This is a genomic window from Capnocytophaga sp. oral taxon 326 str. F0382, assembly GCF_000318295.1.
GTDB classification, from domain to species: Bacteria; Bacteroidota; Bacteroidia; order Flavobacteriales; family Flavobacteriaceae; genus Capnocytophaga; species Capnocytophaga periodontitidis.
The window spans coordinates 9,628-24,170 of the sequence record NZ_KB291397.1; the positions used below are offsets into that span (position 1 = coordinate 9,628).

The 14,543-nt window shown below is 38.6% G+C and carries 17 protein-coding genes; 2 read left to right on the forward strand and 15 right to left on the reverse strand.

Annotated features, from left to right (window positions below):
• Positions 1–125: 125 nt before the first annotated feature.
• Positions 126–1,139, reverse strand: coding sequence for a nitroreductase (locus HMPREF9073_RS05605; protein ID WP_034555484.1), 1,014 nt, complete (start codon positions 1,137–1,139; stop codon positions 126–128).
• Between the two features lie 134 nt (positions 1,140–1,273).
• Here HMPREF9073_RS05605 and HMPREF9073_RS05610 point away from each other — a divergent pair, with 134 nt between their 5' ends.
• Together HMPREF9073_RS05610 and HMPREF9073_RS05615 are read left to right on the forward strand one after the other, a co-directional pair.
• Positions 1,274–1,543 carry a hypothetical protein gene (locus HMPREF9073_RS05610; protein WP_009413036.1) on the forward strand — a complete coding sequence of 90 codons (270 nt, stop codon included), beginning with the start codon at positions 1,274–1,276 and terminating at the stop codon, positions 1,541–1,543.
• A gap of 11 nt (positions 1,544–1,554) precedes the next feature.
• Positions 1,555–2,085 (forward strand): hypothetical protein, encoded by a 531-nt coding sequence (locus HMPREF9073_RS05615; RefSeq protein ID WP_009413037.1) that lies wholly within the window; start codon positions 1,555–1,557, stop codon positions 2,083–2,085.
• On the opposite strand, the gene HMPREF9073_RS05620 is transcribed toward HMPREF9073_RS05615, so the two are convergent.
• From HMPREF9073_RS05620 to HMPREF9073_RS05685, 14 genes are all read right to left on the reverse strand, one after another.
• Positions 2,082–2,609, reverse strand: coding sequence for a Crp/Fnr family transcriptional regulator (locus HMPREF9073_RS05620; protein ID WP_009413038.1), 528 nt, complete (start codon positions 2,607–2,609; stop codon positions 2,082–2,084). The genes HMPREF9073_RS05615 and HMPREF9073_RS05620 overlap by 4 nt on opposite strands.
• Positions 2,606–3,280 (reverse strand): L-2-amino-thiazoline-4-carboxylic acid hydrolase, encoded by a 675-nt coding sequence (locus HMPREF9073_RS05625; protein ID WP_009413039.1) that lies wholly within the window; start codon positions 3,278–3,280, stop codon positions 2,606–2,608. Before HMPREF9073_RS05625 ends, HMPREF9073_RS05620 begins: the two co-directional genes overlap by 4 nt.
• 75 nt (positions 3,281–3,355) lie before the next feature.
• Positions 3,356–3,919, reverse strand: a complete 564-nt coding sequence (locus HMPREF9073_RS05630) for a Crp/Fnr family transcriptional regulator (protein WP_009413040.1) — start codon at positions 3,917–3,919, stop codon at positions 3,356–3,358.
• 91 nt (positions 3,920–4,010) lie between these two features.
• Positions 4,011–4,670 carry a nucleotidyl transferase AbiEii/AbiGii toxin family protein gene (locus HMPREF9073_RS05635; protein WP_034555486.1) on the reverse strand — a complete coding sequence of 220 codons (660 nt, stop codon included), beginning with the start codon at positions 4,668–4,670 and terminating at the stop codon, positions 4,011–4,013.
• Entirely contained in the window at positions 4,600–5,118 is a 519-nt protein-coding gene (locus HMPREF9073_RS05640; protein WP_009413042.1) for a hypothetical protein, read from the reverse strand. Before HMPREF9073_RS05640 ends, HMPREF9073_RS05635 begins: the two co-directional genes overlap by 71 nt.
• Before the next feature lie 117 nt (positions 5,119–5,235).
• Positions 5,236–6,159 (reverse strand): DUF3078 domain-containing protein, encoded by a 924-nt coding sequence (locus HMPREF9073_RS05645; protein WP_009413043.1) that lies wholly within the window; start codon positions 6,157–6,159, stop codon positions 5,236–5,238.
• Between the two features lie 21 nt (positions 6,160–6,180).
• Positions 6,181–6,504 (reverse strand): iron-sulfur cluster assembly protein, encoded by a 324-nt coding sequence (locus HMPREF9073_RS05650; RefSeq protein WP_009413044.1) that lies wholly within the window; start codon positions 6,502–6,504, stop codon positions 6,181–6,183.
• Positions 6,505–6,565: 61 nt separating this feature from the next.
• Positions 6,566–6,988, reverse strand: a complete 423-nt coding sequence (locus HMPREF9073_RS05655; protein ID WP_009413045.1) for a SufE family protein — start codon at positions 6,986–6,988, stop codon at positions 6,566–6,568.
• Between the two features lie 121 nt (positions 6,989–7,109).
• Complete coding sequence (locus HMPREF9073_RS05660) at positions 7,110–7,811, reverse strand: porin family protein (RefSeq protein ID WP_009413046.1); 702 nt, start codon at positions 7,809–7,811, stop codon at positions 7,110–7,112.
• Positions 7,812–7,907: 96 nt separating this feature from the next.
• A complete protein-coding gene (locus tag HMPREF9073_RS05665; protein ID WP_009413047.1) occupies positions 7,908–8,480 on the reverse strand; it encodes a hypothetical protein in 573 nt (190 codons plus the stop codon).
• A gap of 286 nt (positions 8,481–8,766) precedes the next feature.
• Entirely contained in the window at positions 8,767–9,456 is a 690-nt protein-coding gene (locus tag HMPREF9073_RS05670; protein ID WP_009413048.1) for a hypothetical protein, read from the reverse strand.
• A gap of 6 nt (positions 9,457–9,462) precedes the next feature.
• A complete protein-coding gene (locus tag HMPREF9073_RS05675; RefSeq protein WP_009413049.1) occupies positions 9,463–9,966 on the reverse strand; it encodes an STM3941 family protein in 504 nt (167 codons plus the stop codon).
• A 15-nt stretch (positions 9,967–9,981) separates the two neighbouring features.
• Positions 9,982–10,692, reverse strand: a complete 711-nt coding sequence (locus tag HMPREF9073_RS05680; protein ID WP_009413050.1) for a hypothetical protein — start codon at positions 10,690–10,692, stop codon at positions 9,982–9,984.
• Positions 10,693–10,751: 59 nt separating this feature from the next.
• Complete coding sequence (locus tag HMPREF9073_RS05685; RefSeq protein ID WP_009413051.1) at positions 10,752–14,438, reverse strand: DUF559 domain-containing protein; 3,687 nt, start codon at positions 14,436–14,438, stop codon at positions 10,752–10,754.
• Positions 14,439–14,543: the final 105 nt, after the last annotated feature.

A 14,543-nucleotide genomic window follows, 5' to 3' on the forward strand; every position in this document is an offset into this window, starting at 1 on the left:
CAAAAGCGATTTTTAGACTTTTCGGACAGCCTCTGTAGCAATTCTTTAATCGCCCGTGCGGCTCGCACCTTTGGCAAAGTGTAGCGACGCAAATCGACAAATTAGCGAATCAACAAATTGGCAAATTATCTCATCACTTCCTTAACGTCTTTTCTTTTGGAGTATGCGACAGGTTTGGCATAGCCGATACGCAAAAGAATTTGAGGATAGACGTTGTTTTCAGTGAGTTTTTCGCGTAGAGCAGCATTTACTTCGGGTACTTCACACGGCTGATTGAGGTAGGCGTGAGCGATGCTTGCTTGGGTGAGCAAGAGCAAAAAGCGTTCGAGGGTGCGACCGGTGGCTATCCACGTGGGGATATCGTTTGTAGTGGTAGTGATGAGCACCATATCCGAAGAGGATTGAATCTTTTTCAGGTCGGTTTTGTTTTGGGTTTTTGCTTTGAGGCTTCCTTTTACGATAGGCTCTGTAACCCAACGGGGTAAATTAGGCGCTCCGAGTACTGCATAACTGAGTCCGTCGTGAGTGCTTTCAGAGTGTTTTTTGTTGAAGCGAATCCACGAAAGCAGTTCATTTTTAAAAGCAGGATCGGACATCTGAGCAGTATTGCCTTGCAAGACGGCATCGGTGAGTTTCTCGAAGAGCGGAGTGCCATTGGCAAAAGTAAAGATACCCGTTGCTCCTGTTTGCGCTACAAGGTTTTGCAATAGCGCAGGGTCGATGCGTTTGCCGTCGTACGTCGAGCGGTTGGTTTGTCGTTTTTCAATCACACTCGCCAAAGGGTTAGGGGCAACAGCTTCTGATTTTCGTAAGTCAATGGTGATGACCCCCTCGGGAGTGAGGGTTACATTAGTTTGGTACTGTAGCTCAGAGGCTTTGATACAGAGGTTTTCGAGCGCACAACCCAAGCTGATGAAGAGTTCGCGATGCTGACCATCGACGGCAGGGAGGGCTTTCTCGAAGTTGGGTTTGATAACGATACTATGATCGGAGGTTTCAAACCACCAAGGCTGAGAGTTATGACCTGAAGGTGCTTGTGTAGCAGCCTTGATAAGGGTCAAAAAATCGGGATTTTGGGGGGAAGCTTTAAGGGTAGCAAGCGCCATCATAAACGTGATAGGTAACATTTTTAAGTTCATTTTAGTTTGTATTTGTTTTACGCTGCAAAGTAACGCCGAAAAAACGCCAAAAAAATGAACTTGGGTTAAGAAATGCTTTTGGCAGTATAAGAATAAAACCATAACTTTGCGGAAAAATAATTCATCATACCAAAATGAAAGCAGAAGAAATAAAAGCTCTTTTTAAGAAATTTGAGAAAGCCGCCCAAGAAGTAGAAGGCATAGAATGCTGGAGTGCCAGAGAGTTACAAACCTTATTGGGGTACTCTCAGTGGCGCAATTTTGAACTTATTATTCAAAAAGCAAAGGTTTCCTGCAGTAGTGTAGGTGAAAATATAGCCTACCATTTTGCTGACGTCAGCAAAATGGTCTCTATAGGCTCAGGTGCTGAAAAACAGATAGATGACCTCCTTTTAACACGCTAAAGAAATAAGTAATGAACATCATAGAACTTATAAACCTTATCAAGCCTCTTCCTGAATTATTTATTCACGAACACGATATATTCTGCTTAGAGGCTTTCCTAAATGGTTGGTATTATCGCAATCAAGAAGAAGAGGTAAAAGCCAATATACTCTATAATGATTTTTACTATTGGTTACGCAAGAAATATCATCTTAGGGATAGTAGAGGATGGGCGGATATACTCTTCTACAAATTCAAGACTAAAGAAAAGGCTTTAGATGCTTTCTTTGAACTATTTGACACCTTCTACCAAGAACATATCTCCAGAGACTTTTTTGGCAAAGTGGAATGGCTTATCATCACATTAGAAGATGAAAACTATAATAATTTGGCTCATTTGCTGAAAGAGGATTTAAAGTACACTACCTTAGGAACAGAACTTTGTATGAAATTAAGGTTTCGCTTGACTACAATCCTACAGGAAAGAGAAATATATCCAAGAGTTTATTTCTCTCTTGTGGAAGAATTATTAAAAGAACTCAATGAAAAAGTAACCTTTTAGAATATTCTTTTTCTAATCCTGCTCAGGGCTTGGGGAGTGATACCAATATAAGAAGCGATATATTTTAGGGGGATATTCTGGATGAGTTTGGGGTCTTTTTCTAATAGATTACGGTAAATCTCCTCCGGTGATTGCAATAAGAATTGCGCCTCGCGTTGCATCTTTTCAATGAGCAGATGCTCCAAAATATCAGCTTTTATTTGTAGGTACTCTTGCTGTTCTATGAGGTGTTCCAAGTGTTCACGCCCTATTTTATAGGCGGTAACCTCTTTGAGTGCTTGAATAGAGAAGAGCGAAGATTCACGCTTTACAAACGAGGCATACGACATAAAAAACTGCTCGGCAAAGAGGATATCTACAGTAGTTTCCTTGTCGGTTGTGGGGTTGTAATAAAAGAAGCGCACGATGCCCTCGCTAAGGTAATAGAGCGAGTGCTCCACCTCACCTGCACGGGTGATGAGGGCATCTTTATCGAAATGTACTTCAGTAAAATACTGACTGAGGAAATCGAGGTTTAGGGTCATTGTATATCTTCTGTTTTTTCTTCTTTTATAAACCACATTTGGCAGGTATTGCCTGTAGCAAAAGTAGTGGGTCGTGCAAAATGTAAGTTGTGTAGATCTGTTTTAATGCCTTTTATCCAACCGCAGTCTACTTGGCATATAATTCTTTGCAAAAAAGTATGTTCAAGGGCTTTTAGTACTTCGTGAAACAAGCACTTTTTAATTTGCAAAACATAACCGTAATTATTGTCTATAAGGCGTTCAAAGCCAAAACTCTTGCCAAAATAATACGCTTCTCGTGCTTTTGATATCTCCACGATCGCCTTAAAAGGGCGCTCCGAAGCTGTTAAGAAAGCCTCAGTGTTCTGCTCCATAAAAGGGGCTATGGGCTCATTGATAGCAAGGCACACATATTTGAAAGCCTCTTTCTCTTCCTTGCCTATCTTCACAAAAGCTTCATACAAAGCTACTACCAAAACCGCAAATTGCACATTCCCTTCGTCCAACTCATTCTCGATAAGATGAGATACTTTTTGTAATGAGTGCTTAAAATAATCTTCAAAAGCGTTTGAAAACTCTTCAAACAACGCTTCATCTATCCATTGTTGGGCTTTTATATAAGCAAAAGCCTCTTTCTTCATCCACTGATAGCTGTCCAGCGGACTGAAACTGTATTGTTCTTCTTGGTTCATTTTACATTTGTTTTATAAATGCAAAATTACGCACTGCAATACACTAAAAAGTTGCTATTTGGCAACTTCCTCTCTTTACTTATAAGATTTTAGTCTGCTGATAGAATATTTAGTCATCCCGAGCATTGTGGCAAGGTCTTTTTGTTTCACTTTTTGTATAAAGGCAGGAAAGCTGAATAAGGCTTCATATCGCTCTTTAGCCGATTGCCTTTGGAAGAGTTCAATAGTTTCCATCAGCCGTAATATTGTTTGTTGCTCATTTTGTATGAAGAACTGTTGCCACTGATAATTGTTTTGGAGTAGTTTGTCCATTTGTTGCTTATGTATTTTCAGCACTTCAGTATCTTCAATAGCTGTAATAGCATAACGAGAAGGCAAAGAATTTGTATAACTAAATTGCTCTGTAAAGAAGTAATCTTCAAAAGCTATCCAACTGGTGTATTCCTCGCCATTATCATCGTAGAAGAATATCCTAAGAGCCCCTTTGTTTACAAAGTAATAATGCTCACACACTTGTCCGAAGTCCAACAACAAGGTATCTTTAGTAAGAACTTCTTTTTGAAAAGCCTCGCCAAGGAGTTTTTCCTCTATTTTTAGTTTAGGAATCGTTTTTTGTATGTATGCAATTAGTTTTTCCAAATCTTCTCTAATTCAGCAATAGTGTGTGAGGCAAAAGTAGTATTATTTTCATTTGTGCTTTTTTATCTCCACAGGTATGAACACCTTTCATTTAGTTCTCTTTTATCACAGCTTCTTCAATATCTAATTTAATTAGCTCCCAATGCTTCCCTTTTAAACAAATGGGATCGTTATCATTATCAGCTTCTTCAAAGTGAATAAATTGTGCTAACATTTCGCTATTAAAACTGATATAAGGATATTTCTTTTCGTATAAACTAATAATGGTTGAAAGAGAGTAATGTTCTAATATTTCGTGTAGATCCCAAAAATCTTTTTTACTTCCTCTATTCATAACAGCTTCTACTTTTAAAGGAATAATATCCTCTAAAGAGGCAATAGGAAGTCCTTTTCCGATATAAATACCTTCACTTACAAAGGGGTCGGTGTAATATATATCTATTTTTATGCTTTCGTTAGATGAATTACCTACGCAATAACTCTTCCCAAAAGCAGCTATTTTTACCAGTGAATTTTGAAAGAAAGTAAATTTATCACTAAGAGCTTTTTCTAAAGCATCAAAATCAAGAGTTCCATATTCTTGATCGGTAAACAAATCAATATCTACAGAGATGCGGTGCCCTAAAAGCAAACTAAGGGCAGTTCCCCCTACTAAACGACAATGTTGTAGTAATGAAATTTCACTTAACTGATTGAATACTTCTAAAAGTAATGGGGATACTGTATTCAGGTAGATTTTTGAGGTTTTCATTAGTTAATTTTTGATGTAATTCATTTAGAAGTTTTATTACTTCTTCTTTGCCATAAAAAGTTAGTATTACTTCTTTTTCTTGAGGACTTCCTCTTTCAAATACACGTCTTACTACAGCCTTTTTACTCTTTATCCAGTCTATTTGATCGAAATTGGTATCCCAAAATAGTATCCTACTAATTTTAGATACATCAGGTTTGGGTTTGGGAAGTTTGTCTAAGGCTGATTTTTTGTTGTAATACTCTTGTAGCTTCAAAAAATAATCAGGGGTTGTACCAAACTTTTGTGCTAAAAGATTAGAAATTTTAGGAGTGATTTGATCTAATGACGGCAAAGAAAGTGCTGTATCCTTTAGAAATTGCTCAAGTTCAATAGCTGATTTCTTAAGCTCTCTCAGGATAATAGCACTGGGGGGTACTCCTTTTATTTTCTCTAATTCTGGCAACATATATTTAAAATATGACTACAAATGTACTACTATTTTTCTAAATACCAATAAACATAATGAAAAAAGGACTGCCCTAATAAGACAGTCCTTTTGTAATTTGTAATTCGTAATTCGTCATTAGAATTTGTAGCTTAATCCTAATCCTAACAATTCACGGATTTGGAAAGCTCGTGCAGCATCGTCGTCGTAGATGGCTTGGAAAGTAAAGTTAGCTGATAAGTATTTATTTACTTTCATCACTACGTTAGCAGTGTAATCCAAATCTATGTTTTGTGGTTTATCTAAATAGTTGCTGTACAAGCTGAGGATGTTCTCAATAGATACGTTTTCCCATACATTAACTTTAGCATAGCCGTTCAAGTAGAAACCGAGTTCGTAACGGATGTTTTTATCGTCTTCCACACCGTAGAAGTTATGAGTGTAGTGAGCTCCTGTAGGTGAAGTAAATTCCTTGCGAGCCGTAGTAATTTTAGAAGTTGCAGGCGCGATGTTCACTTTTAGGTTGTCACTCTTTTTCCACAACATACCAGGACCAAATTGCAAGTAACCTGGGGAGAGCAATTTGTTGATAAGCGTGCGGTTTTGGCTATCTACATACTTGTAACCATCGGTCATTTGAGTTTTGAAGTTCAAGAAGAATGAGTAGTACCATTGAGGGTTGTTCAATTGGTAACCAAGTACAGAGTTTACTTCAAAACGGTCGGTGGTTTTTTTAGTATATTCATCGCCATCTACTTTGGTGAGACCATAGTCGATGAAGATATTGTTATCCCAAGCCCATTTGTCTTTTTTGTAGTTGAAAGCATAGCTCACAGCGAGGTTAGCAGCAACGTTGTTAGAACCACCACCAGTCCAATCGTGGTTGAAAGCAGCTTGTGAGAACAACAATGAAGCGCTACCACCTTTTGTCCAACGAGGAGCAGGAGCTTCTTCGGTAGGGGCAGCTGTAGGATCTTGAGCTACACCGCCATTAGTTTCGTCTTCCTGAGCGAAAGTAGCTACTGAAGACAGTAATAGAGCTGAAAATAAAAGTTTTTTCATAAGTGATTTATTAAATTTAGTTTACAAAAGTCCTAATTCGAGTTTTGCGACCTCGCTCATCATATCTTGATTCCAAGGGGGGTCGAAGGTAATTTCTACAAGTGTTTCGTGTACTTCGTCAATGCTTTGCACCTTTTCTTTCACTTCCATAGGGAGAGATTCGGCGACGGGACAATTGGGTGATGTGAGGGTCATTAGGATTTTCACATCGCGGTCTTCGTTCACGAAAACGTCGTAGATAAGTCCGAGTTCGTAGATATCTACAGGAATTTCGGGGTCGTATATGGTTTTGAGTACCTCAACGATTTTTTCGCCGAGGACTTCGGTGTTTATGATTTCGTCCATCTTTTTTTAGTTAAGAGATAAGAGGTAAGAGGTAAGACCTCTAATTCCTATTTTCTAATTTCTAATTTCTATTCTCTAATTCCTGCCGAGCATACTGTTTCATTTGCTGAATCATACTCACTAAGCCGTTGGCGCGGGTAGGTGAAAGGTGGTCTTTAAGACCGATTTTATCAATAAAACTTACATCGGCATTGAGGATATTCTCGGGGGTTTGATGAGAGAATACTCTTATTAAGAGAGCGACAATACCTTTGGTGATAATCGCATCGCTATCGGCAGTGAATACGAGTTCGTTACCTTGCTTTTCGGCGTGTAACCACACCTGACTTTGGCATCCTTTGATAAGGCAATTTTCAGTTTTATATTGTTCATCTATTAGAGGCAACGACTTGCCGAGTTCTATGAGATATTCGTAACGTTGTGTCCAATCTTCAAAGAATGAAAACTCTTCAATGAGCTCATTTTGAATATGTTCGATAGTCATTTGCAATAAATTAGGGGGCAAAGATAAAAAACAATTAACAATTGACAATTAACAATTAACATTTTTAACAAAAAAGACTGCCTTTAATAGCAGTCTCTTTTGTTATGATGTATAGTTTTTTTTAGAATTTATAACCTACGCCTATTTGGATTACGCGGTTTTTAAATTTGAATGCAGAAAACTCTTCGGCTGTTTTTTCTTTAGTAGAAACATCAGTAAGTCCTAAGTTGAAGGTAGCGTCAAAGAACAAACCAAAAGGCAAATTGTATTCAGCACCGACACCGAGTCCAAAGTCGAATGTTTTATCAGGATCTAACGAAATAGTATCTAAATTGCCATTTTCGTTTTTAACTTTATATTCTGCCTTTGTCAAGAAACCTAAATTTACCCCTACTTTAGGGCGGAAACCAGCAATATCATACTTCACCCAAAGTGGAATGTTTAGTTGTTGGGTTTTGACAGAAGCCTTGTTTAGAGTTTCTTTTTTGTGGGTAGAAGCATGGGTAGAAAGATTAACTGTCGTAATTTCTGCCGATTTTACTTTAGCTCCTTGAAAAGCGTAATCTATTCCTCCCTCTACAAATAAGCGGTCGTTAAAACCATATTCTATAAAACCTCCGAAGTGAAAGCCCGCCTTGAGAGTGGTGTTTATATCTACTGTTTCTAAGTATAAGGTACCTCTGTCACTCCATTGAGAAGAAGTAGTAGCAATAGAAAGGTCAGAAAGAAGCAATCCTGCTTTAGCACCTACTTTAAACTCTTGGGCGTTAACCGCCGTAATAGTAGCAAACGCTACCGCAATAGTGGTAATAATTCTGTTCATTTTTTTATTGTTTAGCGTTATTTTGAGGGCAAAGATAAAAAACAATTGACAATTAGCAATTAACAATTAACATTTTTAACAATTAGCAGTGGCGTTTTAAAGCATTTCGATTTGTATACTGGGGTTGTAGTGCTTGATAATCGATGCGAAATGCTGGAATAGCTCTTTTGTCATTTTGGCAACATCGGTAGTATTAGGAGTTTTGATAAAAGTCATTCCTCGTTTTTGTCTGTTATAATACCTCCAACTCAGTATTTTGATAGTTGTAGGGTTGATTTCTTTGATATTAAAAAGGGGAAACAAGTAGAGTTTATCTCTACAAAACACAAATGGAGGGTTGTATTTCATCAAAGGGAACAAATATTTTTGGGTGTTGAGCAACTGCTGAAAATCAGTATCCGACATTTGTGTAATGAGTTCTTGTTGGTTTTGCATTTTCTTTTTTAATACGCGATAGTTAAAGTAGAACGCTAAAATTTCGGCGACTGAGATTGCCAACAAAAGGTTGTAGATGTGAGATTTATCTGGAATGAAATAGAAGAATAACCCTACAAAAAATGCTATTGTAGCAATGAGAGTGCAGACAAAGAATACAGCTGCTTGTTTGATATATTTGTTTTGGTTTTTGATATATTGCTGTCTTTCGGAAGAGAGGAGGGTGTTGTTCATTTTAGTTTTGGATTATACTATTGGTGTATTGATTTCTATAAATTATAGGCTCCCACGAATTACACGAATTTTCACGAATTTGGGAGTGCATAAAAGTTTTTATTTTTTTTTATCCACGAATTTTCACCTGACGGTGAATATATTATCTCACGAATTTTCACCTGACTGAATTATTTTGTGAGTATATCTGTGACAAAACTGTAAATCAATGTTCTGTTATATCGTCGGTATACCAATGTTCTTTTATATCGAACTCACGTTATTTAATAGGAGAATTCCTTGTTAGTTAATAATTGAATTTAAGTTCTGTATACTGTCCTACAATTTGTAAAAAGAGAGGTAATGCACTTTTAGATATATTAAAAACGGTAACTTTAGCTTTAGGGTCTTTAATGCGTACTAAAAACCCATATTTAGTACTATACCATTTTACTGAGATGATTTGGGTAGGGTCAATTTCTTTAATCGTATGAAAAAGAAAAATATATAAGTGATTGTTACACAACACAAATGGCGGGTCATATTTGTAGGGAAAAGAGAAATTGTCTCTTATTTTGAGCAGCAGTTCAAAATCGGTATCACTCATTTGTTCTAAAAGCATACGTTTGGCTTTTTTACTGCGCTGCTGCACATAGTAAATTATATAGTACACCATCAAAACAGGAAGCAAAGCGGCTAATAGTAGCAGAAAATGATGATTGATAATTGAGGCATCTGCTTCCTTTATTTCTTGATAATCATCTCTTAACAGCGCATAGATTAAAACAAAAAAAGGCAGTAAAAGCAAAGCAAACATTATACGATTATGTTTACTAACCTTCCGCATATAGGCTTCACGCTTTTCTGATAGCTGGCGGTAAGGGTAAAAAATATCGACGCGTTTTTCAAAATCATTTTTGCGCAGTATGCCAATATAAATAAAAAGAATTGAAATGCCTATAAGAAGTATAAAATAGAAAATATAGAATATGCTCATTTTTAGTTAAGATTTCTCGCCATATTTCAGAAAATAATCAATAATTAGTTTTTCTAATTCTTCAAAACTGATTTCCAGTTCGCTATCGTTTAGATAAATACCTGTGAAGTCTTTGCTCATACCCTTGAGCCGATTTACATATTTTTCAGGGTGTTTGAGTTTAATATAGATATGTTGTCCATAATAATTTGCTTTCTCTATAGAAGCGATTTCACTCCAAGCGATTTCTCCTACTCTTTTACCCAGAGGAGTCACATTGCTTTTGAGGTATTCGGGGGTGAGGATAAGAGCTTCGTTCTTGTTCGAGCGCCATAATTCTTGTATGTGTTTATAAAAAAGATAAGCTCCTGCTATAAAAAGAACTACAAATAGTGCTAGATAGAATATTTTTATCCTATCAGCTGACAGAATAAAGACAATAATGGCAGCAATACCAAGCATTACAAGGATATATAAGCCTATTAGTTTGAGCATTTTCTTTTTGCTAAACGGGATGATAGTGTGATTCATTTTTTTTGTATTTAGTTAATAATAAAATTTTTGATTCGTATATTGTTCAACAACCTTTTGAAAATAGGGAAATGCCTTCTCCGGCATTACAATTCCGATAGTTTTCTTCGATAATTTGACTCGTACAAACACACTATTCCTACTACGCCCCCAACCCCAATTGCATTTCATATCAGTAATTTTGGTAGGGTCAATCTCACGAATTGTATAGAAGAGAAAGATATATAATTGATGATTGCACAACACAAACGGCGGACTATACCTATTGTCCAATGACAGACAGTCTTTTACTTTTAGCAATAGGTCGAAATCACTATCACTCATTTGTTCTACTAGCATACGCAGGGCTTTTTCGTTGCGTTTGAACACGTAAGAAAGAAGCCAATACACCAAAAAAACAATAAGATAAATAACTAGGGTTATCATTTCATTAGGAAAGAACGAATACAAGGCAGCTCTTATCCCTGCCTCTTGTAACATCACTATAAAAAAGATAAGCAAAGGCGCGGTGAACATCACAATAGCAATACCGATAATCCAAAGTCGGAACTTTCGTGCCCCTTTCAAATAAGCCTCCCGCTTTTGTGACAGCTGGTGCTGAGGGCGATAAAGCACCAAGCGCTCTTCAAAGGCGTTTTTGCGTACCATCACAAAGTACATAATAACCCCGAGAATGGGGAGCATCAAGAGAAAAATATAAAACGGAAAGAGAAAAAGTGTATCCATAATTTTGATGTAAAAAAAGAAAAAGTCGTTAATCACTAATGACTAACGACTTTTTATATTTACATTACGATATTGATAATCCTATTAGGCACTACAATTACCTTTTTAGGGGTGTTGCCTTGTAGCTGTTCTGCGGTTTGAGGATCGGCGAGAATGGCTTGCTCTATCTCTGCCACACTCATACTAGTAGCATAAGCGCGTTTGAAGCGTACTTTGCCGTTGAACGATACGGGATATTCCTTACTGTCCTCTTGCAAATACTTATCCTCGTGTACGGGATAAGGTGCATAAGTTATACTTTCGGTATTTCCAAGCCTTTTCCAGAGCTCTTCGGCGATATGTGGAGCGAAAGGTGCTACCAATACCGCAAGAGGCGCTAAAACGTCTCTATGGTGGCATTTTAGCGATGATAACTCATTCACGCATATCATAAACTGACTCACCGAGGTATTGAAAGAGAAATTCTCGATATCTTCATTTACCTTTTTGATGGTTTTATGCAGTGCTTTGAGCATCTCGGGTGTAGGGGCTTCATCGGTTACTTGCCAACCGTTGTCATTGAAATACAAACGCCATAACTTGCGCAAGAAATTATACACCCCCGAAATACCTGCTGTGTTCCAAGGTTTAGCTTGTTCCAAAGGTCCTAAGAACATTTCGTAGAGGCGCAAAGTATCCGCACCATATTGCTCGCAAATATCATCGGGATTTACCACATTGTATTTGGATTTTGACATCTTTTCTACTTCTCTTTCTAAAAAGAATTTACCCTTTTCATTCTTAATAGAATTCTTCTCTAAATTAATAAGACGAAAATCTTGGTTTGTCTTTTCAAAATCAACTTCATTATCTATTGAAACATAATCAATAGGAATGTGTAGAGTTAGGGGTTCAAAAGAAAAGCCTTCTAATTCTGTTTCATCTAAAAACTCTAGTTCATACTTCTGTATTAGATTATCTCTCAAATATGGAGACAATCCAACAAGAGGTATTGTTGTGTTTTTCTTAGGTATTATATCATTTGATACAAAAATATTTTTTGACTTAGAAGCAAATTCTTTAAGTTTTTCTAAATTCTCTTCTTTAACATTTGGAATAATAGGTTTTGCCCATATTGGAAAGGCACTCATACCCAATATCATCCCTTGATTTATCAGTTTTTTAAAGGGTTCTTCAGTGGGGGCAAAACCGCGATCTTTGAGGAATTTGTTCCAGAAACGAGAGTATAACAAGTGTCCTGTGGCGTGTTCGCTACCCCCTACGTAGAGGTCTACGTTTTGCCAGTAGTCTACTACGGATTTGGTAGGGAAGGTTCCACGTGCCTCTTTTTCCATCATATACTCTAACCAATACCAAGAAGAGCCCGCCCAACCTGGCATCGTATTCAATTCTAACGGGAATACGGTTTGGTTATCAATCAACTCATTGCTCACTACTTTGTGGTTTGCGGTATCCCATGCCCAAGTGGTTGCATTGCCCAACGGCGGATTACCCTCTTCGGTAGGGAGGTATTTCTCTACTTCGGGTAGGAGAATAGGGAGGTGCTCCTCGCCTATCATCTGTGGCAAGCCGTTTTTATAATATACTGGGAAAGGTTCGCCCCAATAACGCTGACGTGAGAAGACAGCATCGCGGAGACGGTAATTTACTTTGGCTTTGCCGGCTCCTTTGGCTTCTAAGGCTGCTAGCACTTTGGCTACTGCCTCGCTAAAGTTAGTGCAACCATTGAGAATGTCAGAGTTTTGGTAAGTCATTCCCTCTTTGTCGGTAAAGGCGTTTTCTGAAATATCTTTATCGAAAATGTTAATCACTTCTGGCATTCCTTTGGCTCCCTTGAAGTGTTTAGCAAAGGCATAATCGCGGTCGTCACCAGCAGGCACTGCCATTACAGCGCCCGTACCATAGCTAGCCAATACATAATCGCCTATCCAAATAGGGATTTGCTTGCCGGTAAGTGGGTGTACCGCATACGCCCCTGTGAAAGCTCCTGATACGGTTTTGGTATCCGCCATACGATCGCGCTCTGAACGTTTGGCAGTAGCTGCTATATAAGCCTCTACCTCAGCACGTTGTTCCTCAGTAGTGATTTGCAATACTAAGGGGTGCTCGGGGGCAAGGGTAAGGTAAGTAACACCGAAGAGGGTATCGGGGCGAGTAGTAAATATCCTCACCCCCTGCCCCTCTCCCAAGGAGAGGGGGGAATCCGCAAAAGCGACTTCATTGTTCTCAAAGGAGAGGGGGGAAGTTGTATTAATATTATCGTTCTTACACGCTGCAGTTTCCTCTCCTTCGGATTCTTCTATAAAACCGCGGCTATTACGCGCCACAATTCCCCCTCCTTGGGAGGGGGTTAGGGGGAGGACTAACTCTTGTTTTATTTTTGTTAAAACAGCTTCTGTATTACCAAGAACTTCTTCATTAGTAAAGCGGATTACTTTAAATCCTTTTTCATTGAGATACAATGTACGCTGTTCATCATATTCTTTTTGAGTAGGGTCATTATGATAACCTCCATCTACTTCAATCACTAAATTCTTAGAAAGGCAAACAAAATCAACAATAAAATCATCAATTAAATGTTGTCTTCTAAACTTATCTCCTAATTTTTTATCACGCAAAAGTTCCCACAATGCTGCTTCTGCATCAGTAGGTTCTTTTCTCATACGTTTGGCTTCTTCTATAAGTCTAAACGCATTATTTCCTCCTGTCATAAAAAAGGGTATCCTCACCCCCTGCCCCTCTCCTCGGGAGAGGGGAGAAGCCGTAAAAGAGACTTCTGTGTTATCTTCCTTATGATTATTTGTTTCTTTTTGATTGACATTAATACTGTTGCTTTTAGTCGCTACAGTTCCCCCTCCTTGGGAGGGGGCTAGGGGGAGGATTATCTCGGCTCCTACTGATTTTCCTATCCAGTTGCGTTGGCTTTCTTTGATGCTCTCACTCCAATCGATGGTGTCTAATCCTTGCAAGAGGCGTTCGGCATAAGCGGTGATACGCATACTCCATTGGGTCATCTTCTTGCGAATCACTGGGTGACCCCCACGCTCAGATACGCCATTGACTATCTCGTCATTAGCCAAAACAGTTCCTAAGGCAGGACACCAGTTTACTTCGGTTTCTGCCAAGTAGGTAAGTCGGTATTTTAGTAAATGGCGTTGTTTGCTTTCAGCTGTCATTGCGTGCCATTGGGCAGCAGTGAAGGTTGGGGTATCGTCGTCGCAAGCAGCATTGACCTTGCTATTGCCTTCTGTTTCAAAGAGCGCAATAAGCGTTTCGATAGGCTCTGCCTTGTCGGTTGCGTTGTTATACCACGAGTTGAACAACTGTATGAATATCCACTGGGTATGACGATAGTAATCGGGGTCGGAAGTTTTTACCTCGCGACTCCAATCGAATGAAAAGCCTATTTTATCCAACTGCTCACGGTAACGAGCGATGTTCTGCGCGGTAGTAACCGCAGGGTGTTGCCCTGTTTGGATAGCGTATTGCTCGGCTGGCAGACCAAAGCTATCATAACCCTGAGGGTGCAACACATTGAACCCTTTGTGACGCTTGTAGCGTGCCACGATGTCGCTAGCGATATAGCCCAGCGGATGCCCTACGTGTAAGCCTGCTCCTGAGGGGTAAGGGAACATATCAAGCACGTAGTACTTAGGTTTAGTACTGTCGTTTTGGGCTTTGAAAGTTTGGTGTTTAGCCCAATATTCTTGCCAAAAGGCTTCTATTTCTTTGTGATTATATACCATTTGTCGTTAATTTATCGATTTGCCAATTAGCAAATTTGCCAATTATGGGGCAAAGGTATGAAGTAATTAGCAAATGAGCAAATTTGGTGTGAGCTACAAGCTCTA

Excerpts from the sequence above, each read along its gene's own strand:
- HMPREF9073_RS05605 (WP_034555484.1), bottom strand. The coding sequence starts at position 1,139 with ATGAACTTAAAAATGTTACCTATCACGTTTATGATGGCGCTTGCTACC.
- HMPREF9073_RS05610 (WP_009413036.1), top strand. The coding sequence starts at position 1,274 with ATGAAAGCAGAAGAAATAAAAGCTCTTTTTAAGAAATTTGAGAAAGCC.
- HMPREF9073_RS05615 (WP_009413037.1), top strand. The coding sequence starts at position 1,555 with ATGAACATCATAGAACTTATAAACCTTATCAAGCCTCTTCCTGAATTA.
- HMPREF9073_RS05620 (WP_009413038.1), bottom strand. The coding sequence starts at position 2,609 with ATGACCCTAAACCTCGATTTCCTCAGTCAGTATTTTACTGAAGTACAT.
- HMPREF9073_RS05625 (WP_009413039.1), bottom strand. The coding sequence starts at position 3,280 with ATGAACCAAGAAGAACAATACAGTTTCAGTCCGCTGGACAGCTATCAG.
- HMPREF9073_RS05635 (WP_034555486.1), bottom strand. The coding sequence starts at position 4,670 with ATGAAAACCTCAAAAATCTACCTGAATACAGTATCCCCATTACTTTTA.
- HMPREF9073_RS05640 (WP_009413042.1), bottom strand. The coding sequence starts at position 5,118 with ATGTTGCCAGAATTAGAGAAAATAAAAGGAGTACCCCCCAGTGCTATT.
- HMPREF9073_RS05645 (WP_009413043.1), bottom strand. The coding sequence starts at position 6,159 with ATGAAAAAACTTTTATTTTCAGCTCTATTACTGTCTTCAGTAGCTACT.
- HMPREF9073_RS05650 (WP_009413044.1), bottom strand. The coding sequence starts at position 6,504 with ATGGACGAAATCATAAACACCGAAGTCCTCGGCGAAAAAATCGTTGAG.
- HMPREF9073_RS05655 (WP_009413045.1), bottom strand. The coding sequence starts at position 6,988 with ATGACTATCGAACATATTCAAAATGAGCTCATTGAAGAGTTTTCATTC.
- HMPREF9073_RS05660 (WP_009413046.1), bottom strand. The coding sequence starts at position 7,811 with ATGAACAGAATTATTACCACTATTGCGGTAGCGTTTGCTACTATTACG.
- HMPREF9073_RS05665 (WP_009413047.1), bottom strand. The coding sequence starts at position 8,480 with ATGAACAACACCCTCCTCTCTTCCGAAAGACAGCAATATATCAAAAAC.
- HMPREF9073_RS05670 (WP_009413048.1), bottom strand. The coding sequence starts at position 9,456 with ATGAGCATATTCTATATTTTCTATTTTATACTTCTTATAGGCATTTCA.
- HMPREF9073_RS05675 (WP_009413049.1), bottom strand. The coding sequence starts at position 9,966 with ATGAATCACACTATCATCCCGTTTAGCAAAAAGAAAATGCTCAAACTA.
- HMPREF9073_RS05680 (WP_009413050.1), bottom strand. The coding sequence starts at position 10,692 with ATGGATACACTTTTTCTCTTTCCGTTTTATATTTTTCTCTTGATGCTC.
- HMPREF9073_RS05685 (WP_009413051.1), bottom strand. The coding sequence starts at position 14,438 with ATGGTATATAATCACAAAGAAATAGAAGCCTTTTGGCAAGAATATTGG.